Raw genomic sequence first — 22,638 nt, 5'->3', positions numbered from 1 at the left:
GCCTCAACGGGTACCAAAGCGCGCCCGGCAGCCGTTGCTGACCCACACGCTGCCGCGCGAATAGCCCCAGCTGCGGCCTTCCTGGCAGGCACTGCCGGACAGCTGCTGCTGCAGGACCGGTCGGCCCTGGCGCTCATCCCAGTTGCAGTTCTGGGTACGGTTGTTGTTGCTGCTGCAGGTAACGGTGTAGTTGCTGTTGCCACCACCCCAGCCGCCGCCATTGCCGACGCCCCAGCCGCCACGGCTTTCGGCGAATTCACCGCGGCAGCCGCGGTTGACCCAGATGGCGCCCCGGCGCACGCCCCAGGTCTGCCCTTCCACGCAGGCCGAGCCGGAGATCTGCCGAACCAGGGTGGCCCCGCGCCAGTTCACCGGGCAGGTGCGCTCGCGGTTGTCCTGGCTTTCGCAGCGGATGGTGCTGCCGCTGTTGCCGCCGCCCCAGCCGCCGCCGTTGTTGCCGCCCCAGCCGCCACGGCCTTCGACGAATTCGGCGCGGCAGCCGCCGTTGACCCAGATGCTGCCGTTGCGGCTGCCCCAGGTGCGGCCCTCCACGCAGGCCGAGCCGGACAGCTGGCGTACCAGCTGGGCGTCGCGCCAGCCGGTGCTGCAGACCCGTTCACGGTTGTTCTGGCTTTCGCAGCGGACCACGCCGGTCTGCGCGGCGGCGGGGGCGGGGGACAGGGGCAGCCCGGCAAGGGCGCCCAGGGTCAGGGTGGTGGCCAGACTGGCCAGGGACAGCGCTTTCATGGCAAATCCCCATACGGTGTGTGGTGCGCGACTATAAGGACGGGGCGGATAAAGCCCGCGTGACCGTCCGCATTTGCCCCAGCCGGGCCCTCGGCCGCAGAATACGAGGCTTTCCGGCCCCCGTCGGGTGCCGGCGTTCTCCAGCGGAGCTTTCCCCCCATGCGTACCCACTTCTGCGGCCTGGTCAACGAGACCCTGATTGGCCAGACTGTCACCCTCGCCGGCTGGACCGACGTGGCCCGTAACCAGGGCGGCGTCTGCTTCATCGATCTTCGCGATCATGAAGGCATCGTGCAGGTGACCGTGGAGGTGGACAACGCCGAAGTGTTCGCCGTGGCCGCCAGCCTGGGCTACGAAGACGTGCTGCAGGTGGAAGGTGTGGTGCGCGCGCGCCACGCAGTGAACGACAAGATCGCCACCGGCAAGGTGGAAGTGATCGCCACCGCCATCACCGTGCTGAACAAGGCCGCGCCGCTGCCGTTCCACGCCCACGAGAACCCGGGCGAAGACACCCGCCTGAAGTACCGCTACCTGGACCTGCGCCGCCCGGAAATGCAGCGCATGCAGCGCACCCGCATCAAGCTGGTGCAGGCCCTGCGCCGCCACCTGGATGAGCGCGGCTTCCAGGACATCGAAACCCCGATCCTGACCAAGGCCACCCCGGAAGGCGCGCGCGACTTCCTGGTGCCGGCGCGCATGCACCCGGGCGAGTTCTACGCCCTGCCGCAGAGCCCGCAGCTGTTCAAGCAGATCCTGATGGTGGCCGGCTTCGACCGCTACTACCAGATCGCGCGCTGCTTCCGCGACGAAGCCCTGCGCGCCGACCGCCAGCTGGAATTCACCCAGCTGGACATGGAATTCGCCTTCGTGCGCGAGCGCGACGTGCAGGATTTCGTTGAAGACATGATCCGCGCCATTTTCAAGGAAGTGGTGGACGTGCCGCTGGCGGCCAGCTTCCCGCGCATGACCTGGGCCGAGGCAATGCGCCGCTACGGCTCGGACAAGCCGGACCTGCGCATCGCGCTGGAACTGGTGGACGTGGCCGAGCTGGTCAAGGACAGCGAGTTCGCCGTGTTCACCGGCCCGGCCAACGATGCTGACGGCCGCGTTGCCGCGCTGCGCATTCCGGGCGGTGCCACCCTGTCGCGCAAGCAGATCGACGAATACGCCGCGCATGCCGCCAAGTACGGCGCCAAGGGCCTGGCCTACATCAAGATCGCCGACAACGGCGAAGTCAGCTCGCCCATCCAGAAGTTCTTCAGCGAAGAGCGTTTCGCTGCGCTGGTGGCCCACGTCGGCGCCGGCAACGGTGACATCGTGTTCTTCGGTGCCGGTGGCTACAACAAGGTGTCCGACTTCATGGGCGCGCTGCGCCTGAAGGCCGGCAAGGACTTCGGCCTGGTCGCCGACGGTTGGGCGCCGCTGTGGGTCACCGACTTCCCGATGTTCGAATGGGACGAGGAAGAACAGCGCTACGTCGCCCTGCATCACCCCTTCACCGCGCCGGCCGTGGACGATATCGCCGACCTGCGCGCCAACGCCCGTACCGCCGTTTCGCGCGGCTACGACATGGTGCTCAACGGCAATGAAATCGGCGGCGGCTCGATCCGTATCCACCGCCCGGACATGCAGAGCGCGGTCTTCGAGCTGCTGGGCATCGGCGCCGGAGAAGCCCGTGCCAAGTTCGGCTTCCTGCTGGACGCGCTGAACTACGGCGCGCCGCCGCACGGCGGCATCGCCTTCGGCATCGACCGCATTGCCGCGCTGATGGCCGGTACCGAGTCCATCCGCGACGTCATTCCGTTCCCGAAGACCACCGGTGCGCAGGATCTGATGACCGATGCGCCGTCGCCGATCGTCGACGTGCAGCTGGCCGAAGTGCATATCCAGGTTCGCCCCAAGACCAACTGATCAGGAGATCCACGCAATGACCGAGTTCGCGTTTTCGCTGGAGTGGGAAAAGCTGGGCAATGAAGGCTCCGAGGCCACTCTGGTCACCGAGCGTGCACGTGTATTCGGTGGTTGGCTGGTCCGCGTCGGTACCAACCCGGCGGCGATGGCGCTGACCTTCGTCGCCGACGGCGAAGGTCGTTGGGACGGTGAAGACTTCGGCGTCGAGGATTACGAAGACGACGAAGAGGAAGAGTTCGACGAGGACGAGGAAGAAGAGGGCGAGGACGAGGACGAAGAGGAATACGAGGAAGAGGAAGAAGAGGACGAAACCGAGTCGTCGGAACGGGCTTGACCCCGACCGTCGCCCTGGCGTCCACTCGACCCATGTATTCGATCCGCCGCGCCACCGTGGACGACGCGCCGACCCTGTCGGCGCTGGCCGCGCGCACGTTCACTGAAACCTTCGGCCATCTGTACCCGCCGCAGGACCTGCAGGCCTTCCTGGAGGAGGCCTACACGGTCGAGCGCCAGCGCATCATCCTGGCCCACCCCGACTATGCGGTGTGGCTGCTGGAACGGGGCGGGGAGGCCGTCGGCCATGCCGCCGCCGGCCCCTGTGGCCTGCCGCACCCGGACGTGAAGCCCGGCGATGGCGAGCTCAAGCGCCTGTATCTGGTGAAGACCGAACAGAGCTGTGGCTGGGGCAGCCGCCTGCTGGAAACCGCGCTGGCCTGGCTGGAGCGCGACGGCCCGCGCACGCTGTGGCTGGGCGTGTGGTCGGAAAACTTCGGCGCACAGCGCTTCTATGCCCGCTATGGCTTCCAGAAGGCCGGTGAGTACCTGTTCCCGGTCGGCCAGATCAACGATCTCGAATTCATCCTGCGCCGCGAACCGCGCCCGGCCTGAGCGCGTTCACTGCCGCTTGCCCTGCGATTTCGTTCAATCACTGCAGATCCCGCCCCGCCCAACGCCAGGCTGTCACGCATGAATCCCCCTGTTTTGCTGCTGCATGGCATCTGGAATGCCCGCGCCTGGGTCGGGCCGTTGGCCTGGCGCCTGCGCGCGCGTGGGTTCCAGGTGCACACCTTCGGTTACGCCTCGATCTTCGGCGGGCCGGACGTGGCCGTGCCGCAGTTGCTGGAACGCCTGGCCGGCACCGGCCCGCTGTCGCTGGTCGGCCACAGCCTGGGCGGGCTGGTGGCGCTGGAAGCCCTGCGCCGGCAGCCGCAGTTGCCGGTGCAGCGCGTGGTCTGCCTGGGCTCGCCGCTGCGCGGCAGTGGCACCGCGCGCTCGCTGTCCGAACACGGCTGGGGCCTGGCCCTGGGCCGCAGCAGCGAACTGCTGCTCGATGGCCTGCCGGACTGGCAGGGCAGGGCGAAGGTCGGGCTGATTGCCGGGTCGGTGCCACATGGCCTGGGCAGTCTGCTGGGGGCAATGGGCGAAGCCTCCGACGGTACGGTGGCGCTGGACGAGACCCGCCTGCCGGGCCTGGCCGACCACTGCGTGGTGCGCACCAGCCACAGCGGCCTGGTGGTATCGCCCGATGCCGCGCGGCAGACCGCGCATTTCCTGCAGCACGGCCAGTTCGACCACAGCCGCGACGCCGCCGCCGCATAGGCAGGTGCGAACCGACCTGCCCTGGTGGGTGCGAACCGACCTGCCCTGGTGGGTGCGAACCTTGGTTCGCACGCTCTTCCCCAGCCACACCCGGCACCCTCCATCCACCCTAGACACGGTTGCCGCCCCCGATCAGGTAGAATCCGCGCCTTGATCCTGAAGCAGCCAGACGGTAGCACCCATGGGTAGAGGCCCCTCCATCGAAGCCCGCAAGAACGCGTCCGACGCGAAGCGTGGCAAGATTTTCACCAAGATCATCCGCGAGATCGGCGTGGCCGCGCGCGGCGGTGGAGGCGACCCCAACAACAACCCGCGCCTGCGCGTGGCCATGGACAAGGGCCTGGGCGTGAACATGTCCAAGGACGTGATCGAACGCGCCATCAAGAAGGCCACCGGTGAACTGGAAGGCGTCGATTACGAGGAAATCCGCTACGAGGGCTACGCCCCCGGTGGCGTGGCCGTGATCGTCGACTGCCTGACCGACAACCGCGTGCGTACCGTGGCCGATGTCCGCCACGCGTTCAGCAAGTGCGGCGGCAACATGGGCACCGAAGGCTCGGTCGCCTTCATGTTCAAGCGCCTGGGCGTGCTCAGCTTCGCCCCGGGCGCCGACGAAGAGGCGATCACCGAGGCGGCCATCGAGGCCGGCGCCGACGACATCGTGGTCTACCCGGACGACGGCTCGATCGACGTGGTCACCAGCCCTGACGCGTTCAACGCGGTCAAGGACGCGATGGCGGCTGCCGGGCACGTGCCCGGGCACGCGGAAATCACCTTCCGCGCCGACAACGACATCAAGGTCGAAGGCGATGTGGCCCTGCAGGTGAAGAAGCTGCTGGACATGCTGGAAGACCTGGACGACGTGCAGGACGTGTATTCCAACGCCGAACTCGGCGCCGACGCCTACGCCTGAGCCGTCTTCGACGGTCTGGGCGCGGGCCGTTGAACGGTCACCGCGGACAGTCATGAGCCCATACGCCTGCCAGCGCTTCCCGTTCCACCCGGCCAGGAGTGCCGCATGACCCGCATCCTCGGCATCGACCCCGGTTCCCAGCGGACCGGGGTCGGCATCATTGATGTCGACGCCGCCGGCAAGGTCAGCCATGTGCACCACCAGCCGCTGGTGCTGCTGGGCGCCGACGATTTCCCCCAGCGCATGAAGCTGCTGGTGCTGGGCCTGGCCGATCTGTGCCAGGAGTTCCAGCCGCAGGAAGTGGCGATCGAAAAAGTGTTCATGGCGCGCAACCCGGATTCGGCGCTGAAGCTGGGCCAGGCCCGCGGCGCGGCCATTTCCGCGGTGGTGCTGCGCGACCTGCCGGTGCACGAATACGCGGCCAGCGAGATCAAGCTGGCCGTGGTCGGCCGTGGCGGCGCGGAAAAACAACAGGTCCAACACATGGTCGGGCTCATGCTGAACCTGAAAACCAAGCTGCAGGCCGACGCGGCCGACGCGTTGGCGGTAGCCATCACCCATGCCCACGTAAGGGCAACGGCCAACCGCCTGGGGCTCAGTGCCCGCCAGGCGTGGGGCCGCAAATGAGGAGCTGCACGCAATGATCGGTCGACTGCGCGGGATCGTCGCCTACAAGGCGCCGCCGTGGCTGGTGGTGGATGTGAACGGGGTGGGCTACGAGCTGGAGGCGCCGATGAGCACCTTCTACGACCTGCCCGAACTCGGCCGCGAGGTCATCCTGTACACCCATTATTCGCAGAAGGAAGACAGCGTTTCGCTGTATGGCTTCCTGCGCGAGGGCGAGCGCCGGCTGTTCCGCGATGTGCAGAAGGTCAGCGGCATTGGCGCGAAGATCGCGCTGGCCGTGCTGTCCGGGGTCACCGTGGAAGAGTTCGCGCGCATGGTCCAGGCCGGCGACATCACCGCCTTGACCCGCATTCCGGGCATCGGCAAGAAGACCGCCGAGCGCATGGTGCTGGAGCTGCGTGACCGCGCCGCCCAGTTCGGTGCCGGCGGTGCGCTGCCCACCGGCAGTGGCCCGGCACCGGCCGATCCGCTGGCCGATGCCACCGTGGCCCTGCAGCAGCTGGGCTACAAGCCCACCGAAGCGGCCCGCATGGCCCGCGATGCCTTCAATGAAGGCGACGAAGTGGCCACGGTCATCCGCAAGGCCCTGCAATCGGCGCTGCGCTGAGCCGCGTCCTCCATCCCCTACACCACGCCTGAGCCCCGCCAGGAGCCCCATGTCCAGCAGTCAAACTCCGCACGATGCCGCCCACGGCGGCCACGGTCACGCTCCCCCCGCTGGGGGTCTGGCGCTGATCATCGGTGCGATCGGCGTGGTGTTCGGCGATATCGGCACCAGCCCGCTGTACACCCTGAAAGAGGCGTTCTCGCCGCACTACGGGCTCACCAGTGACCACGACACCGTGCTGGGCGTGCTGTCGCTGGCGTTCTGGGCACTGAACATCGTGGTCACCCTGAAGTACGTGACTATCATCATGCGTGCCGACAACGATGGCGAAGGCGGCATCATGGCGCTGATGGCGCTGACCCAGCGCACCCTGCGCAACGGGTCGCGCTCGGCCTACGTGGTGGGCATCCTGGGCATCTTCGGTGCCTCGCTGTTCTTCGGTGATGGCGTGATCACGCCGGCCATTTCCGTGCTGGGCGCGGTGGAAGGCCTGGAAGTGGCCGCGCCGGGCCTGCATGCGTTCATCGTGCCGATCACCGTGATGGTGCTGCTGGCGGTGTTCGCGGTGCAGCGCTTTGGCACCGAAAAGATCGGCAAGCTGTTCGGGCCGATCACCTCGATCTGGTTCATCTCGCTGGCGGCGATCGGCATCTACAACATCGTCGATTCGCCGGAAGTGCTCAAGGCGTTCAACCCCTGGTGGGCCATCCGCTTCTTCATGGACCACAGCTGGCACGGCATCTTCATCCTGGGCGCGGTGGTGCTGGCGGTGACCGGCGGCGAAGCGCTGTACGCGGACATGGGCCACTTCGGTGCCAAGCCCATCCGCCACGCCTGGTACTTCTTCGTGCTGCCGTGCCTGGTGCTGAACTACCTGGGGCAGGGCGCGCTGGTGCTCAACCACCCCGAAGCAGTGAAGAACCCGTTCTTCGAAGCGGTGCCGTCCTGGGCCCTGTACCCGATGATCATCCTGGCCACCATGGCCGCGGTGATCGCCTCGCAGTCGGTCATCACCGGCGCGTTCTCGGTGTCGCGCCAGGCCATGCAGCTGGGCTACATCCCGCGCATGCGCATCAAGCACACCTCGCACGACACCATCGGCCAGATCTACATTCCCGGCATCAACTGGGGCATCGCGGTGATGGTGATCGGCCTGGTGCTGGCCTTCCGCAGTTCGTCCAACCTGGCCGTGGCCTACGGCATCTCGGTGTCGGCCACCATGCTGATCGACACCCTGCTGCTGGCCCTGGTGGCCCGTTCGCTGTGGCCCAAGGCGCGCAACTGGATCCTGCCGCTGTGCGTGGTGTTCTTCATCATCGACCTGGGCTTTGTCATCGCCAATGGCGCCAAGCTGCTGCAGGGCGCCTGGTTCCCGGTGGTGCTGGGCATCTTCCTGTTCACCATGATGCGCACCTGGCGCCGCGGCCGCGAACTGCTGCGCGATGAGATCCGCAAGGACGGTATCCGCATCGACACCTTCCTGCCGGGCCTGATGCTGGCGCCGCCGGTGCGCGTGCCGGGCACCGCGGTGTTCCTGACCGCCGACCCGACCGTGGCCCCGCATGCGCTCATGCACAACCTGAAGCACAACAAGGTGCTGCACGAGCGCAACGTGTTCCTGCACGTGGAAACCCTGCCCATTCCGTATGCGGTGGAAGGGCAGCGGCTGAAGATCGAATCGGTGGGCGATGAGTTCTACCGGGTCTACGTGCGCTTCGGTTTCATGGAAACCCCGGACGTACCGCTGGCGCTGATGCGCTCGTGCGACCACGGCGGCATCTACTTCGACCCGATGGACACCACCTTCTTCGCCAGCCGCGAAACCATCGTGGCCACCGCCAACCGCGGCATGCCGATCTGGCGCGACAAGCTGTTTGCGCTGATGCATCGCAACGCCGCCCCGGCCACCGGCTTCTTCCGCATTCCCGGTAACCGCCTGGTCGAACTCGGCGCGCAGGTCGAAATCTGATCGCAGGGGTCGGATCCCTTTCCGCAGGAAAGGGCTCTGCCCCCATGCGTCGAGCATCCGGCAGTGGGGTCAGAGCCGTTTTCCGTTGGAAAACGGATCCGACCCCATGTTGCCGGTGTCCCGGTTCGGGGTCAGAGCCGTTTTCCGCCGGAAAACGGATCCGACCCCATGCACTTTTGCCGCATAATCACGGTATGACCGACGACCGCATCATTGGCGCCGGCGCCACCCGCGAGGATGACGCCGCCGACGCCAGCATCCGCCCCAAGCGCCTTGCCGATTACCTCGGCCAGGCGCCGGTGCGCGAGCAGATGGAAATCTACATCCAGGCCGCCAAGGCCCGTGGCGATGCGCTGGACCACGTGCTGATCTTCGGGCCCCCGGGCCTGGGCAAGACCACCCTGAGCCACGTGATCGCCAACGAACTGGGCGTGGCCCTGCGGGTCACCTCCGGCCCGGTGATCGAAAAGGCCGGCGACCTGGCCGCGCTGCTGACCAACCTGCAGCCGCACGATGTGCTGTTCATCGACGAAATCCACCGCCTTTCGCCCGTGGTGGAAGAAGTGCTGTACCCGGCGATGGAAGACTTCCAGATCGACATCATGATCGGCGAGGGCCCCGCCGCCCGCTCGATCAAGATCGACCTGCCACCGTTCACCCTGATCGGTGCCACCACCCGCGCCGGCCTGCTGACCGCGCCGCTGCGCGACCGCTTCGGCATCGTGCAGCGCCTGGAGTTCTACAGCGTTGAGGAACTGACCCGCATCGTGCGCCGCTCGGCCGCCATCCTCGGCATCGACTGCACCGCCGACGGGGCAGGAGAGATCGCCCGCCGCGCGCGTGGCACCCCGCGTATCGCCAACCGCCTGCTGCGCCGCGTGCGCGACTACGCCCAGGTCAAGGCCGGCGGCCATATCGACGAAGCCGTGGCCCAGGCCGCCATGCAGATGCTGAAAGTCGACCCGGAAGGCTTCGACGAACTGGACCGGCGCCTGCTCAAAACCATGGTCGACTACTTCGACGGTGGCCCGGTAGGCATCGAATCGCTGGCCGCGGCGCTGTCCGAAGAGCGCGGCACGCTGGAAGACGTGGTTGAACCCTACCTGATCCAGCAGGGCTTCCTGGTGCGCACCGCGCGCGGCCGCATGGCCACCCACAAGGCCTACCGGCACATGGGGCTGAAGCCGAAAAACCCGCCGCAGGACCTGTTCGCGGAGGTTCCCGATGTCGGTTGAACCGCGATTCAGTTGGCCGACACGCATTTACTGGGAAGATACGGACGCTGGCGGGGTGGTCTACCACGCCCGCTACGTGGCCTTCATGGAACGGGCCCGGACCGAATGGATGCGCGCACTGGGCTACGGCCAGGAGCGCATGCGTGCCGAACACGGGCTGGTCTTTGCGGTGCGTTCGATGCAGATGGACTTCATCAAGCCGGCCCGGCTGGATGATGCCCTGCAGGTGAGCGCCACCCTGGTCCAGCTGAAGAAGGCCAGCATGGTCTTCGACCAGCAGGTCCTGCGCGAGGGCCAGCTGCTGCTGTCCGCGCAGGTCCGCATTGCCGCACTGGACGCGGCCAGTTTCCGCCCGCGTGGCATGGACGATGCCGTCCTGGCCGCGCTGCACCCCCACCTCCACCCTGAATCCGAACACTGAGGAACAACGGATGATCGCAACGCTCCTGGCCCTGCAGGCCACGGTCACCGAGGCACTGCCGGCAGACGTCAGCAACGCCGCGACCCAGACCCTTGCCCAGGCCACCACCGGCGGCGGCATCAACTACCTCGAACTGATGGCCAAGGCCAGCCTGCCGGTGAAGATCATCGTGCTGCTGCTGCTGATCGGTTCGTTCGTCAGCTGGGTCATCATTTTCCGCAAGGCCCGCGTGTTCAAGCAGGCCACCCGCGAGGCGGACGAGTTCGAGAACCGCTTCTGGTCCGGTGCCGACCTGGGCAAGCTGTACAGCTCGGCCACCGACCGCAGCCGCAACGTGGGCGGCCTGGAAGCCATCTTCGAAGCCGGTTTCCGCGAATACACCCGCCTGCGCGACAAGCGCCGCCTGGATGGCCGCGCGCAGCTGGAAGGCGCCCAGCGCGCCATGCGCACCACCTACACCCGCGAAGTGGACCAGCTGGAACGCAACCTGGAACTGCTGGCCAACATCGGCTCCACCGCCCCGTACGTGGGCCTGGTCGGCACCGTGTTCGGCATCATGGTGACCATGCACGACATGATCAGCAGTGGTGCACAGGCCGGTATCGCCTCGGTGGCCCCGGGTATTTCCGAAGCGCTGTTCGCCACCGCCATCGGCCTGTTCGTGGCCATTCCGGCGGTGTGGGCCTACAACCGCTTCACCACCCGCGTTGAGCGCATGTCGGTGCGGTTCGAGACCTTCGCCGAGGAGTTCAGCTCCATCCTGCAGCGCCAGAGCGCTGGCGACGAGTAAGCGCCTGACCCGGGAGTCCAAGCCATGTCCGCTGCCATCGGTCGCCGCAAGCGCCGCAAGCTGAAATCGGAAATCAACGTCGTTCCCTATATCGACGTCATGCTGGTGCTGCTGATCATCTTCATGGTCACTGCGCCGCTGCTCACCCTCAGTTTCGATGTCGATCTGCCCACCTCCAACGCCAAGGCGCTGGAAAGCAAGCAGGACCCGGTCATCGTGTCGGTGCGCCAGGACGGCCAGCTGAGCCTGAAGCTGCCCGACGCCAAGGAACCCACCGCCGTCACCGCCGAGGAACTGGAAGGGCGCCTGTCCGGCATTGCCGCGCAGGACAAGGACGTGCGCGTGATCGTGGCCGCCGACCGCGCCGTGGCCTATGAAAAGGTCATCGCCGCGATGGACGTGATCAAGCGTTCGAAAGTGGACAAGGTAGGCCTGGCCACCGATGCACGCTGACGCCCTGCCACCGCCGCACAAGCAGGAACCGGGCTGGGGCTTGCCCCTGGTCCTGGCCGTGCTGGTGCACCTGCTGGTCGCGCTGGTCTTCATCGGCGCCTGGCTGTGGTCGCCCCAGCGCAACACTGAAGCGGCCGCCGGCGATCCGTCGGTCGAGGCCAGCCTGGCCGTGTCTTCGTCCGAAGCCGCCGCCGCCCGCCAGGCCCTGCGCCAGTCGGAAAAGCTGGAAGAGCTGCCCGAGCCGGTGGCCGAGCCCATTCCGGTGCCCGAAGACACCATTCCGCCGCCGCAGCCGATCGAGGAACCGCGCCCGCAGGACGCGCCCACGCCGCAGCAGCAACAGGCGCAGGAGCGCGTGGCCCAGCCGGATACGCAGGACCAGGAAGCGGTCAATGCCCTGGCCATTTCGCAGGAAAAGGCCAAGCAGGAACAGGAAGCCAAGCGCCGCCAGGAACAGATCGACCTGACCGAGCGCAAGCGCCAGGAAGAGGCCGAGCAGAAGGCACGCCTGGCCAAGCAGCAGGAAGAGGACGCCAAGAAGAAGATTGCCGAGCAGCAGCGCGTGGCGGCCGACAAGGCCGAAGCGGACCGGCAGAAGAAGATTGCCGAGATCCGCGCCAAGCGTGAGCAGGCCGAAAAGGAGGCCAAGCTGGCCGAGCAGAAGCTGCGCCAGGTGGCCGCCGCACGCAACGCCGCTGGCAGCGCCAATGCAGGCAGCAGTGGCCAGGCGCAGCCGGCCGGTGGCGGTGGTGGCACCAGCGATGATCTGTCGGCCAAGTACGCCGCCGCGCTGGTGAACAAGATCCGCGGTTCGTGGACCCGTCCCGACAGCGTGCCGCTGGGCCAGAAGTGCCAGATCACCATCACCCAGATTCCGGGTGGGCAGGTGCTGCAGGCCAAGGTGGGTGCCAACTGCCCGTATGACGAGGCCGGCAAGCGCTCGATCGAGGCCGCCGTGCTCAACGCCCAGCCGCTGCCGTACCGCGGCTTCGAACAGGTGTTCGCACGCACGCTCAACCTGACCTTCACCCCGCAGGACTAAGCCCTGGGTGTGCACAGATGCCCTCGTCCGCAGCATCGGGCGGGGGCGTCAGGTCAACGCCGCGTGATGGCGTGGGCTGGCACTGACCCGGAATTCACGTACCCTTGGTTCATGATTGCGAAGCGGTTCACTCGCCGTTTGCTATCCCTCGTACCGGTTTCCCCTCATTGAGCGCTCCATGAAGAAGATGCCTCGCTGGCTTGCCGTGTTTGCGGCCCTGTTGCTGCCCTTCGCTGCCTTCGCGCAGCAGAGGAGCCTTGACCTTGAAATCATCGGCGGCAATGCCTCCGCGCTGCCGATCACCATCGTGCCCATGCCTTACCAGGGTTCGGCCGGTGCCCCGCAGACCGACGTGGCCGGCGTGGTCCGCGCCGACCTGGAGCGTTCGGGCCAGTTCCGCACGCTGCCCGAAGCGCAGATCGTGGAAAAGCCCACCCGTGGCGGCGACATCCAGTTCGCCACCTGGCGCGCGCTGAAGCAGAACTACATCGTGGTCGGCCGGGTGATGGACGCCGGTGCCGGCGCCTACCGCGTGGAATACGAACTGTTCGACGTGCCCAAGGGCGAGCGCCTGCTGGGCCTGGCCATGACCGCCCGTGGCAATGCCATGCGCGACGTGGCGCACCAGATGGCCGATGCCATCTATGAAAAGATCACCGGTGTGCGCGGCGCCTTCTGGACCCGCATCGCCTACATCACCGCCAGCGGCAAGGGCGACGCCATGCGCTATGCGCTGATGGTGGCCGATTCGGATGGCTACAACCCGCAGACCATCGTGCGTTCGGCCGAGCCGCTGCTGTCGCCCTCGTGGAGCCCGGACGGCGGCAAGCTGGCCTACGTCAGCTTCGAGCGTGGCAATTCGGCCATCTACATCCAGAACATTTCCACCGGCGCGCGTGAGCTGGTCACCAGCTTCCGTGGCATCAACAGCGCCCCGGCGTTCTCGCCGGACGGCCGCAAGCTGGCCCTGACCCTGTCGCGTTCGGGCAATCCGGAAATCTACGTGATGGATCTGGGCAGCAAGCAGCTGACCCAGCTGACCAACCACTTCGCCATCGATACCGAGCCGACCTGGGCCGCCGATGGCAGCGCGGTGTACTTCACCTCCGACCGTGGCGGTCGCCCGCAGGTCTACAAGGTCGGTGCCGGCGGCGGCAGCGCCGAGCGCGTCACCTTCCAGGGCAACTACAACGCCAAGCCCTCGGTGTCCTACGACGGCAAGAAGATCGTGGTGGCGCAGGGTTCGGGCAACAGCTACAAGATCGCCATGATGGACAGCTCGCTGGGCTCGCCGCGCTGGAGCACCCTGTCCCCGGGCTCGCTGGACGAATCGCCCAGCTTCGCCCCGAACGCCAGCATGGTGTTGTACGCCGCCCGCGAGGGTGGCCGTGGTGTGCTGTACGCCGTTTCGGCCGATGCACGGGTGCGCCAGCGCCTGGTCCTGGCTGACGGTGATGTGCGCGAACCGGCATGGTCCCCCTACCGTACCCAGCGCTAAAAGAGTGTTAATATTTCCGCTGTTTTGAACCCCTCATCGGCCTAGGAGCCACAAAGGTATTGCCATGAACAAGACCACCCGCGTTCTGCTTGTTTCCCTGCTGTCTGTGGCCGTCCTGGCCGGTTGCTCGAAGAAGGTGAAGGAAGAGCCGGCAGCCCCGGTCGACACCGGTTCGACCACCCAGCCGACCGGTCCGGCCACCTCCGGCCTGTACGGCCCGGGCGACCTGGACACCGACGCTTGCCTGCGCCAGCGCGTTGTCTACTTCGACCTGGACAAGGAAGACGTGAAGCCGGAATTCCAGGCCATCATGGCTTGCCACGCCAAGTACCTGCGTGACCGTCCGTCCTCGCGCATCACCCTGCAGGGCCACACCGACGAGCGCGGTTCGCGCGCGTACAACCAGGCCCTGGGCGAGCGTCGTGGCAACGGCGTGAACTCGGCCCTGCAGGCCAACGGTGGCTCGGCTTCGCAGCTGACCGTCGTGTCCTACGGTGAAGAGCGTCCGGTCTGCACCGAGTCGAACGAGTCCTGCTGGTCGCAGAACCGTCGCGTCGAAATCGTCTACACCGCGCAGTAATCCATGCGCATCGGCATCAAACTGATGCTGGTCGTTGCGGCAGCCCTCGTGGCTGCCGCACCGGCGCAGGCACAGCGACAGAGCCTGGCCGATCGTGTCGGCGCGCTCGAGCAGCAGATGTACAACAACAGTGCCAACCAGGACCTGTTGAACCAGATCAATCAGCTGCGCCAGCAGGTCACCAGCCTGCAGGCTTCCATCGAGCAACTGCAGCACGACAATGCCCAGCTGAAGCAGTCCGCCCAGGACCAGTACCTGGATCTGGACAGCCGCCTGAACCGGTTGGAAGGGGGCTCTGCCGCCCCGGCCCTGCCGCCCGTTCCGGCGGGTGCTTCCACCGCGCCCAAGGCCCCCGCGGCCCCGGCCAAGCCCACTGCAGCGGCCACTTCCGAGCGGCCGCCATCGGTGCACGGCGATCCGGGCAGCCTGGCTACTACCGGCGATGAACGTACCGCCTACAACGTCGCTTTCGACGCGTTGAAGGCCGGCAAGTACGACGATTCGGCGCAGCTGTTCCTCAGCTTCCTCGAGCTGTACCCCAATGGCGTCTATGCCCCCAATGCCTTGTATTGGCTGGGCGAAAGCTACTACGCCACCCGCAATTTCCCGATGGCCGAGTCACAGTTCCGCGAACTGCTCTCGCGCTATCCCACCCACGACAAGGCGTCTGGCGGGCTGCTGAAGGTCGGCCTCTCGCAGTATGGCGAGGGCAAGGTTGACCAGGCCCAGCAGACCCTGGAAACCGTCGTGGCGCAGTACCCGGGTTCGGATGCCGCGCGCACCGCCCAGGACCGCCTGCAGTCCATCCGCCTGGGCCAGCAGATCCGCTGAGCCGCTGCCCCGGCGTACAATGCGTCACCCGTAGAGCCGAGCCCATGCTCGGCTGCTTGCGTTGTAGTTCCTGTAGAGCCGAGCCATGCTCGGCTGCCTTTGCTTGTGGCGCCCGGCCATCCATCGGGCTGCCCGCCCCATGAAGAAGTGCCCGCCATGACCGCCGTCCCCCTGTCCGCCGCCGTCGCCACGCCCAGCGAGATCGTGCAGTCACCCTTGCCCCGGCTGAAGATCACCGAGATCTTCACCTCGCTGCAGGGTGAAGCCGATACCGCCGGTTGGCCGACCGTGTTCGTGCGCCTGACCGGCTGCCCGCTGCGCTGCCAGTACTGCGACACGGCCTACGCCTTCCACGGCGGCACCTGGTGGGATATCGACGACATCGTGGCCGAGGTGCTGGCCCAGGGCGTGCACCACGTCTGCGTGACCGGCGGCGAGCCGCTGGCGCAGAAGCGCTGCCTGATCCTGCTGGAAAAGCTCTGCGACGCCGGCCTGGACGTCTCGCTGGAAACCTCCGGCGCGCTGGATGTCAGCGCGGTCGATCCGCGCGTGTCCCGCGTGGTCGACATCAAGACCCCCGGTTCGGCCGAAGTGGCGCGCAACCGCTGGGAAAACCTGCCGCTGCTGACCCGCCGCGACCAGATCAAGTTCGTCATCTGCAGCCGCGAAGATTACGACTGGGCCAAGGGCGTGCTGGCCGAACACGATCTGGTGAAGCGCTGCACCGTGTTCTTCTCGCCCAGCAAGGGCGAGATCACCGCCCGCCAATTGGCCGACTGGATCGTGGAAGACCGCCTGCCGGTGCGCTTCCAGATGCAGTTGCATAAAATCCTGTGGAACGACGAACCGGGCCGATGAGCCCGGGCGTGGTGCCCTGATGTAGTTCCGGCGCGGGACAGCGTGCTGGCTTTCCCCTCCCAACCGGACGTTTTCCCCATGAAGAAGGCAGTCGTGCTTCTCTCCGGCGGCATGGATTCAGCCGCCGTCATCGCCATGGCCCAGGAACAGGGCTTCGCCGTACACGCCCTGAGCGTGCGCTACGGCCAGCGCCACACCTCTGAACTGGACGCCGCCGCGCGCGTGGCCAAGGCCATGGGCGTGGTCGCGCACAAGACCGTGGACGTGGACCTGCGCAGCATCGGCGGTTCGGCGCTGACCGACGACATCGACGTGCCCGAAGCGGGCGGCGAGGGCATCCCGGTCACCTACGTGCCGGCACGCAACACCATCATGCTGTCGCTGGCCCTGGGCTGGGCCGAAGTGCTGGGCGCCAACGACCTGTTCTGCGGCGTGAACGCCGTGGACTACTCGGGCTACCCGGACTGCCGCCCCGAGTTCATCGCCGCCTTCCAGGCGCTGGCCAACCTGGCCACCAAGGCCGGCGTGGAAGGCGCGGGCATCCGCGTGCACGCACCGCTGCAGTTCCTCAGCAAGGCGCAGATCGTGAGCGAAGGCGTGCGCCTGGGCGTGGATTTCGGCCTGACCGTGTCCTGCTACAACGCCGATGCCAACGGCGCCGCCTGCGGCCACTGCGACGCCTGCCGCCTGCGCGCGCAGGGCTTCGCCGACGCCGGCGTAGCCGACCCGACCCTCTACGCCTGATCCTGATAGGTGCGAACCGCCCAATGGGTGGGTGCGAACCTTGGTTCGCCCTGCTCTGGCGGGTGCGACCACCCGAATGGTGGGTGCGAACCGCCCGATGGGTAGGTGCGAACCTCGGTTCGCACTCTCTGGCGGGTGCGACCACCCGATGGGTAGGTGCGAACCGCCCGATTGGTAGGTGCGAACCTTGGTTCGCACTGCTCTTCGCCGGGCACAACCCGCCACTACCTCGACTACCTTCCCACCAAGCCATCAAAGTAGGGTAAAATGCCGACCCCGCCGAAAGGTTGGGCATGCATGGGCCGTTAGCTCAGTCGGTAGAGCAGAAGACTTTTAATCTTTTGGTCGATGGTTCGAATCCATCACGGCCCACCAATGCAGCAATGACTCAGGCGCCCGATGGGCGCCTTTTTCATTTCGACTACTTCGCCTCAGCGCGCTTGGCCCGCGCGGCCTCGCGCTCCGCCGCCGCGTGAGCAGCCACATCGGCCGCCCTGGCCGCAGCGTCCGCTGCGCGCTGGGCAGCCATGCGATCCGCATCGAACTGCACTTGGCGCTGCGCAGCCTGGCGACGCTCCAGTTCCAGCGAAGCCGCGAAGCTCTCCGGGTGCTTGGCGGCGCAGGCCTGCTGCACCAGATTCACCGCGCGATCGGACAGGCCGGGCTGGATGTTGCCGAGCAGGCAGTCGCCGTAGGGCGCGGAAGGGGACGGAGCAGCGGCCAGCGCGGCCATGATCAAGACATTCAACATGTGTACCTCCTTGTAGGGTGCAGATAGAGCGCGTTACGGCCCGGCCCAAGTATGGCCCGCTTTGCGGCGCATGCGGCTACGTCGGTCGGATCTCCGCACACACCTTCTCCGCCAACCCGCGCTCTGAGTCATTTCCGTCGAGCGGTTCAAAGATGCGCAGCCCAGATGCCATGCGTGCGTTGACCTGCTTCTGCGCAGATTGATCATGCCGCGCCGCGAACTCGATAGGCAGCCTATTCAGGCAAGAGTGGAAATCGAAGCTTGATCGAACGGCATACTTGCCCCCCCCATGTCGTAGCAAGGAGCAGAAATTACATGACGTTTGTTGAATTGAAACGCGTTGGCGCCATTCTTCTCGCCACTGTGGCCCTGGGCAGTACTTCGGTCCAGGCAGCCGAAAAAGCGGGCGCAGCGCAGGGGAATGCAGGCACGCAGGCATCAGCCAGAGCAGACGGAGTCAAATCACCCGAGCGCTGGTATTACCTGGGCAGCAGTGCGTCATCCAAGACCTATATCGACAGGCAGCAGAAGCTGCAACGCGAGGGTGACACTGTCACGCTGTCGATCCGCCAGGTGCTTGATGACGTACCCGACGATCTCAAGGTTCACCCCCGGACCCGATACATGGATGTTCGATCACGCTATGACTGCAAGAAGCACACCGTGGCCCATCTCTCGAGTCTGGAACTCAGCGCAGACAACGAGTATCTCGGGGGCGAACCCAAGCCGCTCGATCCTGTGCCGGTGCATCCGGGCACACTGAATGCTGCGGTATTGGACGTCGCCTGCTCGGCGGGTTGAGCCCGCGCCAGGCTTCAGCGTTGCGCGGCAAGCCGCCGCGCAACGCCGCTCAAGATCAGTTCAAGGCCCGCCATGAGGTCCGCACGGTCATCGTGGCACAGACAAATCAGGCCTGGTAGATCACCGATGTGGCGCGGCCTTTTTCGCGTCTGCACCCTTCCATTGCTTCGCATTCTGGCGAGCTGCACATGTGGCCTTCGATCTCCGTGAGGGCTCCAAGGCTGTGCCGAGACGCGAGCACTACTCGGGCGGCCGGACCTCCCCACACACTTTCTCCGCCAAGCCACGCAGGGCCAGGAACAAGCCGTCCACCACACCTTCATCCATGTGCTGCCCAGGCGTACCGGCCAGCCGACAGCGCTCGGCGGCATGCAGTACTTCGGCGACGGTCAGCAGCCCAACGGCGGCACGTTCTGTCCGCGCCAGCGCCTGCTGCCGACCGGGCGGCAAGCCGGTTTCCGGCCACGGCTGCCCATCTGCGGCATCGCCACGGCGAATGCCTTTCAAGCATCCCCAGACGGTGCTGAGTTCGGGGGCGGGGTTGTCATCGTCATTCACGCTGTCGTGGTGGGCGTACAGCGGATGCGGCGGCGGTAGGGTCATGTCGGCGTCCTCGGCAAAGGGCAGGCGTGCCACCGCGCAGGACGGGTGGCGGGCGGTGCGTGGCTGCAAGCCGGAATGACATCACGCTAGTAACCGGCGGGTTCGAAAACCCCCACGCACCGCCCACCATGAAGGCCGACGGATCACCCGCCGGCACCATCCACAGACGGTGCCGACGGGCGAGCGTAAACAACAGCGTGATTGTCATTCCGGGCTTGCAGGCCCGGTGCCACCCGTTGTCGGTGGCGCTGCATGTTGGTTACGCCTGCGCTTGGGTTTCAATCAGAATTGTCTGAAACAGAGATCCAACCCCAAGGCGCACCTGCATTGTTGCAGGTGCAGCCAGCGCAGCACGCGACAGCGCAGGACGCTTCTGCGCCAGTGGCTAGTGGAATGCGCTCAAACATGTCGCAAAGCGCGAAGTAATGCGCGACTGCTGTGAGCGCCTTCCATGATCCAAGCAAAGGCGCTGATGCGTGGCGAGCGCGGCGCGTCGGTCCAAACGCGACATGCGCGCCCTACATCCACTCACGCCAGATAACGCTGGAACCACGCCAGCGTGCGCTCCCATGCAAGATCGGCCGCGGCCTTGTCGTAGCGCGGTGTCGAATCGTTGTGGAAGCCGTGGTTGGTACCCGGGTACACATGCGCCTGGTAATGCGTGCCGGCCTGTTTCAGCGCGGCCTCGTACGCCGGCCAGGTGGCATTGACGTTGTCATCCTTCTCGGCGAAGTGCAGCAGCAGCGGCGCCTTGATGCGTGGCACGTCTTTCGGGTCGGCCTGGCGCCCGTAGAACGGCACCGCCGCGTCCAGTTCCGGGTAGGCCACCGCCGCCGCATTGCTGACGCCGCCGCCGTAGCAGAAACCGGTAATGCCGACCTTGCCGCTAGCCTGTGCATGCGCGCGCAGATATTCGATGGCCGCGAAGAAATCATTCATCAGTTTCTGCGGATCGACCTGCTTCTGCAGTTCGCGGCCGCGATCATCATTGCCCGGATAACCGCCTACCGAACTCAGTCCATCCGGTGCCAGTGCGATATATCCGGCCTTGGCTACGCGGCGTGCCACGTCTTCGATATAGGGATTCAAACCACGGTTCTCGTGCACCACCACCACCGCGGGCAGGCGCTTTTCCAGCTTGGCCGGGCGCACGAAATAGCCGCGCACCTGGCCATGCCCGTTGGGCGAGGGGTAGCTGAGGTATTCGGCGTGGATATCGGGATCGGTGAAGGACACCTGCTGCGCCAGCGCGTAGTCGGGCGTGAGCGCGGCCAGCAGCGTGCCGGCAGTGACACCGGCGACGGCGAAAGCCCCAGCGCGATCCAGGAAATCGCGGCGGCTCATGCGCCCATGCACGTAACCGTCGTACAGCTCCAGCAGTTCGGCGGGAAAGTCCTTGGCGGTCAGTCGGGTCATGCGGGCACTCCAGGCGCAGGGGCGAATGCCGAATCTAGCACTGTCCTGCCGCAGGCCGTTATGCTCGAAGAATTTCCGGTGAAGGATTCCACCATGCGGTTGTTCGTGCTTCCGTTCCTGCTTCTGGCCGCCTGTGCCGCACCGCTGCACGCGGCCGAACCGGCGCCGCCCGCGCAGTCGGCTGCCGCCGCGCCGCTGGCCATCGGCGAAACCTTCACGATCGAATCGAAGGCGTTGGGCGAAACCCGCCGCATCAACGTCTACCGGCCGCAGCCCTGGGGGCTGGACCCGAAGGCGCCGCTGCCGGTGCTGTACATGCCCGACGGTGGCATCGGCGAAGACTTCCTGCACGTGGCGGGGCTGGTGCAGGTGCTGACCGGCAACGGCAGCATGCGCCCGTTCCTGCTGGTGGGCATCGAAAACACCGAGCGCCGCCGCGACATGACCGGCCCCAGCAGCGACCCGCAGGACCAGAAGATTGCCCCGCGCATTGGTGGTTCGGCGGCCTACCGCAGCTTCCTGCGTGACGAACTGATGCCGCAGGTGCGCCAGCGCTACGCCACCACCGACGAACGCGCGCTGATGGGGGAATCGCTGGCCGGCCTGTTCGTGGTGGAAACCCTGCTGCAGGAACCGGGGCTGTTCAACAGCTATATCGCGCTGGACCCCAGCCTGTGGTGGAACAAGGGCGCGCTGCTGGCGGCGGCGCCGAAGCGCTTGCCGGCCGTGGCCAAGGCGGGCCCGCGTGTGTTCCTGGCCAGCAGTGGCCAGCCGGAACTGGCCGATGCCAGCGCCAAACTTGCCGCGTTGCTGCAGCAGGCCTCGCCGTCGCCGCTGGTGAAGTACCAGCCGCTGCCGGATGAAACCCACGCCACGATCTACCACCCGGCCGCGCTGCAGGCACTGCGCACCTTGTTCCCGCTGCCCGCCGCAGCGCCGGCCGTTGCCGAAGTCGCGTCGGCGCAGCCGTATGTAGCGCTGCCCGATACCCAGACGCTGCGTGTGCACGATCCGGCGGGCCGCGATTATCCCATCTGGGTGGCCTTGCCGGCCGGTTATGCCGAACACCCGCAGAAGCGCTACCCGGTGCTGTACGTGACCGATGCGCTGTACAGCTTCCCGCTGGTGCGTAGCGTGCGCAACCTGGTGGGGCAGCAGGGGCAGAACATCGAGGACTTCATCCTGGTCGGGTTGCCGCCGCAGGAAGGCCTGACGTCCAAGCAGAGCCGCTCGCGCGACTACACACCCAGCAACCCGGCGCGCATTCCTGCCGACTACTACAGCAGTGATGTGACCTACGGCGGCGCCGCGCATTACCGCGATTTCCTGGCCACGCAGGTGCTGCCGCTGGTCGATGCGCGCTACCGCACCGATGCGGCCCGGCGCACGTTCGCCGGGCATTCCTATGGCGCCCTGTTCGGCGCCTATGTGCTGACCACCCAGCCGGACCTGTTCAGCACTTACATCCTGTCCAGCCCTTCGCTGTGGTTCGACCAGGGACTGCTGCCGCGCCTGCAGGAGGCCGCCGTCATTCCCGCGCAGCCGACCCGCGTGCTGCTGTCGGTCGGCGGCTACGAAACCATCAAGCCCGGCCCGCGCTATTCCACCGGCAATGACATGCTGCGGCAGGCGGCCGATTTCACCACCCAGCTGCAGCGCCCTGGCCGCAACCTGCAGGTGGACAACGTTGTGATCGACGGCGAAGACCATCTGACCGTCTACCCGCGGGTGATCACCCGTGCGCTGTTGGACGTGCTGCCGGGGGAGGGTCCTTACACCGGTGGCTGACTATCGTGGATGTGATGAGATGCCGCCCGATCTGATTGCGCGGGTGGAGGCGTTGCATGCCGATCATCCCAGCCTGCGTGGGCTGCCGGCCACGGACGCGCAGATTGCCGAGGCCCAGCAGACGCTGGGCGTGGTGTTCGACCCGCAGTACGTGGCATTCATCAAGCGCTTCGGTGGCTCGTTCGCCGGGGTGGACGTGCACGCGTTTGCGAATGGTTCGCTGGTCGGTCGCGAGACGGTGACCGAGCTGACGCTGCGCTTTCGCGACTTCTATGGTGAGGGGCTGCAGGATGAGCTGCGCGACGCCGTGGTGCTTTCCGATGACGGTGCCGGGAACCCCGTGCTGGTGACCGCACAGGGTGAAGTGCTGCTGTACCTGCACGAAGAGGGCGAAGTGGAATGCTTGTTCCCTTCGCTCTACGACATGATGGATGCGTGGCTGGCGTAGACCCAC

25 protein-coding genes, 1 tRNA gene and 1 pseudogene are annotated in these 22,638 nt (G+C 66.4%); 23 read left to right on the top strand and 4 right to left on the bottom strand.

The window, feature by feature from the left end; translation table 11 throughout:
- Positions 1-3: 3 nt before the first annotated feature.
- Positions 4-747, bottom strand: coding sequence for a DUF3011 domain-containing protein (locus tag C1933_RS15235; RefSeq protein ID WP_108753928.1), 744 nt, complete (start codon positions 745-747; stop codon positions 4-6).
- Between the two features lie 159 nt (positions 748-906).
- On the opposite strand from C1933_RS15235, the gene aspS reads away from it, so the two are divergent.
- The 19 genes from aspS (at position 907) to C1933_RS15140 (ending at position 17,200) form a co-directional block, all read left to right on the top strand.
- Entirely contained in the window at positions 907-2,658 is a 1,752-nt protein-coding gene (gene aspS, locus C1933_RS15230; RefSeq protein ID WP_108753927.1) for an aspartate--tRNA ligase, read from the top strand.
- Between the two features lie 16 nt (positions 2,659-2,674).
- Entirely contained in the window at positions 2,675-2,992 is a 318-nt protein-coding gene (locus C1933_RS15225; RefSeq protein ID WP_108753926.1) for a DNA primase, read from the top strand.
- A gap of 32 nt (positions 2,993-3,024) precedes the next feature.
- Positions 3,025-3,546, top strand: coding sequence for a GNAT family N-acetyltransferase (locus C1933_RS15220; RefSeq protein ID WP_108753925.1), 522 nt, complete (start codon positions 3,025-3,027; stop codon positions 3,544-3,546).
- A gap of 78 nt (positions 3,547-3,624) precedes the next feature.
- A complete protein-coding gene (locus C1933_RS15215) occupies positions 3,625-4,257 on the top strand; it encodes a cobalamin adenosyltransferase (RefSeq protein ID WP_108753924.1) in 633 nt (210 codons plus the stop codon).
- A gap of 181 nt (positions 4,258-4,438) precedes the next feature.
- The gene (locus tag C1933_RS15210; RefSeq protein ID WP_108753923.1) at positions 4,439-5,170 is read left to right on the top strand and encodes a YebC/PmpR family DNA-binding transcriptional regulator; all 732 of its coding nucleotides are present in this window, start codon (positions 4,439-4,441) and stop codon (positions 5,168-5,170) included.
- Positions 5,171-5,275: 105 nt separating this feature from the next.
- The gene (ruvC, locus tag C1933_RS15205; RefSeq protein ID WP_108753922.1) at positions 5,276-5,797 is read left to right on the top strand and encodes a crossover junction endodeoxyribonuclease RuvC; all 522 of its coding nucleotides are present in this window, start codon (positions 5,276-5,278) and stop codon (positions 5,795-5,797) included.
- A 13-nt stretch (positions 5,798-5,810) separates the two neighbouring features.
- Complete coding sequence (gene ruvA / locus C1933_RS15200) at positions 5,811-6,404, top strand: Holliday junction branch migration protein RuvA (RefSeq protein WP_108750852.1); 594 nt, start codon at positions 5,811-5,813, stop codon at positions 6,402-6,404.
- A 49-nt stretch (positions 6,405-6,453) separates the two neighbouring features.
- Positions 6,454-8,373, top strand: coding sequence for a potassium transporter Kup (locus C1933_RS15195; RefSeq protein WP_108750851.1), 1,920 nt, complete (start codon positions 6,454-6,456; stop codon positions 8,371-8,373).
- Between the two features lie 194 nt (positions 8,374-8,567).
- On the top strand, positions 8,568-9,608 hold the full coding sequence (gene ruvB / locus C1933_RS15190; protein ID WP_108750850.1) for a Holliday junction branch migration DNA helicase RuvB: 1,041 nt from the start codon (positions 8,568-8,570) through the stop codon (positions 9,606-9,608).
- Positions 9,598-10,029 carry a tol-pal system-associated acyl-CoA thioesterase gene (gene ybgC, locus C1933_RS15185; RefSeq protein WP_108753921.1) on the top strand — a complete coding sequence of 144 codons (432 nt, stop codon included), beginning with the start codon at positions 9,598-9,600 and terminating at the stop codon, positions 10,027-10,029. Before ruvB ends, ybgC begins: the two co-directional genes overlap by 11 nt.
- 10 nt (positions 10,030-10,039) lie before the next feature.
- Complete coding sequence (gene tolQ, locus C1933_RS15180; protein ID WP_108750848.1) at positions 10,040-10,819, top strand: protein TolQ; 780 nt, start codon at positions 10,040-10,042, stop codon at positions 10,817-10,819.
- Between the two features lie 24 nt (positions 10,820-10,843).
- Positions 10,844-11,272 (top strand): protein TolR, encoded by a 429-nt coding sequence (gene tolR / locus C1933_RS15175; RefSeq protein ID WP_108753920.1) that lies wholly within the window; start codon positions 10,844-10,846, stop codon positions 11,270-11,272.
- Entirely contained in the window at positions 11,262-12,314 is a 1,053-nt protein-coding gene (gene tolA, locus C1933_RS15170; RefSeq protein ID WP_108753919.1) for a cell envelope integrity protein TolA, read from the top strand. The genes tolR and tolA overlap by 11 nt, the downstream gene beginning before the upstream one ends.
- A 178-nt stretch (positions 12,315-12,492) precedes the next feature.
- A complete protein-coding gene (gene tolB, locus C1933_RS15165; RefSeq protein WP_108753918.1) occupies positions 12,493-13,812 on the top strand; it encodes a Tol-Pal system beta propeller repeat protein TolB in 1,320 nt (439 codons plus the stop codon).
- A 64-nt stretch (positions 13,813-13,876) separates the two neighbouring features.
- Positions 13,877-14,392: a peptidoglycan-associated lipoprotein Pal gene (gene pal, locus C1933_RS15160; protein WP_108750844.1), complete on the top strand. Its 516-nt coding sequence runs from the start codon at positions 13,877-13,879 to the stop codon at positions 14,390-14,392.
- Between the two features lie 3 nt (positions 14,393-14,395).
- Positions 14,396-15,223 (top strand): tol-pal system protein YbgF, encoded by an 828-nt coding sequence (ybgF, locus tag C1933_RS15155; RefSeq protein WP_108750843.1) that lies wholly within the window; start codon positions 14,396-14,398, stop codon positions 15,221-15,223.
- A 156-nt stretch (positions 15,224-15,379) separates the two neighbouring features.
- Positions 15,380-16,081, top strand: coding sequence for a 7-carboxy-7-deazaguanine synthase QueE (gene queE, locus C1933_RS15150; protein ID WP_108753917.1), 702 nt, complete (start codon positions 15,380-15,382; stop codon positions 16,079-16,081).
- Positions 16,082-16,159: 78 nt separating this feature from the next.
- The gene (gene queC / locus C1933_RS15145; protein WP_108750841.1) at positions 16,160-16,825 is read left to right on the top strand and encodes a 7-cyano-7-deazaguanine synthase QueC; all 666 of its coding nucleotides are present in this window, start codon (positions 16,160-16,162) and stop codon (positions 16,823-16,825) included.
- 299 nt (positions 16,826-17,124) lie between these two features.
- A tRNA-Lys gene (locus C1933_RS15140) sits at positions 17,125-17,200 on the top strand.
- 46 nt (positions 17,201-17,246) lie between these two features.
- On the opposite strand, the gene C1933_RS15135 is transcribed toward C1933_RS15140, so the two are convergent.
- Positions 17,247-17,576 (bottom strand): hypothetical protein, encoded by a 330-nt coding sequence (locus C1933_RS15135; RefSeq protein ID WP_108753916.1) that lies wholly within the window; start codon positions 17,574-17,576, stop codon positions 17,247-17,249.
- Positions 17,577-17,891: 315 nt separating this feature from the next.
- Here C1933_RS15135 and C1933_RS15130 point away from each other — a divergent pair, with 315 nt between their 5' ends.
- Positions 17,892-18,377, top strand: a complete 486-nt coding sequence (locus C1933_RS15130) for a surface-adhesin E family protein (protein ID WP_108753915.1) — start codon at positions 17,892-17,894, stop codon at positions 18,375-18,377.
- Positions 18,378-18,617: 240 nt separating this feature from the next.
- Here the strand turns inward: C1933_RS15130 and C1933_RS15125 are convergent, their stop codons facing one another.
- Together C1933_RS15125 and yghX are read right to left on the bottom strand one after the other, a co-directional pair.
- The gene (locus tag C1933_RS15125) at positions 18,618-19,013 is read right to left on the bottom strand and encodes a hypothetical protein (RefSeq protein WP_325051503.1); all 396 of its coding nucleotides are present in this window, start codon (positions 19,011-19,013) and stop codon (positions 18,618-18,620) included.
- Positions 19,014-19,508: 495 nt separating this feature from the next.
- Positions 19,509-20,396, bottom strand: a complete 888-nt coding sequence (gene yghX / locus C1933_RS15120) for a YghX family hydrolase (RefSeq protein WP_108753914.1) — start codon at positions 20,394-20,396, stop codon at positions 19,509-19,511.
- Positions 20,397-20,489: 93 nt separating this feature from the next.
- Between yghX and C1933_RS20395 the strand changes: the two are divergent.
- The 3 genes and pseudogenes from C1933_RS20395 to C1933_RS15110 form a co-directional block, all read left to right on the top strand.
- A pseudogene (locus C1933_RS20395) lies at positions 20,490-21,317 on the top strand (alpha/beta hydrolase-fold protein); the annotation flags it as partial.
- Positions 21,318-22,184 carry an alpha/beta hydrolase-fold protein gene (locus C1933_RS15115; protein WP_325051513.1) on the top strand — a complete coding sequence of 289 codons (867 nt, stop codon included), beginning with the start codon at positions 21,318-21,320 and terminating at the stop codon, positions 22,182-22,184.
- Positions 22,185-22,203: 19 nt separating this feature from the next.
- Complete coding sequence (locus C1933_RS15110; RefSeq protein WP_108753913.1) at positions 22,204-22,632, top strand: SMI1/KNR4 family protein; 429 nt, start codon at positions 22,204-22,206, stop codon at positions 22,630-22,632.
- Positions 22,633-22,638 lie beyond the last annotated feature (6 nt).

It is taken from the genome of Stenotrophomonas sp. ZAC14D2_NAIMI4_6 (assembly GCF_003086875.1).
GTDB lineage: Bacteria > Pseudomonadota > Gammaproteobacteria > Xanthomonadales > Xanthomonadaceae > Stenotrophomonas.
This window is presented reverse-complemented; position numbering and strand designations above follow the sequence as displayed.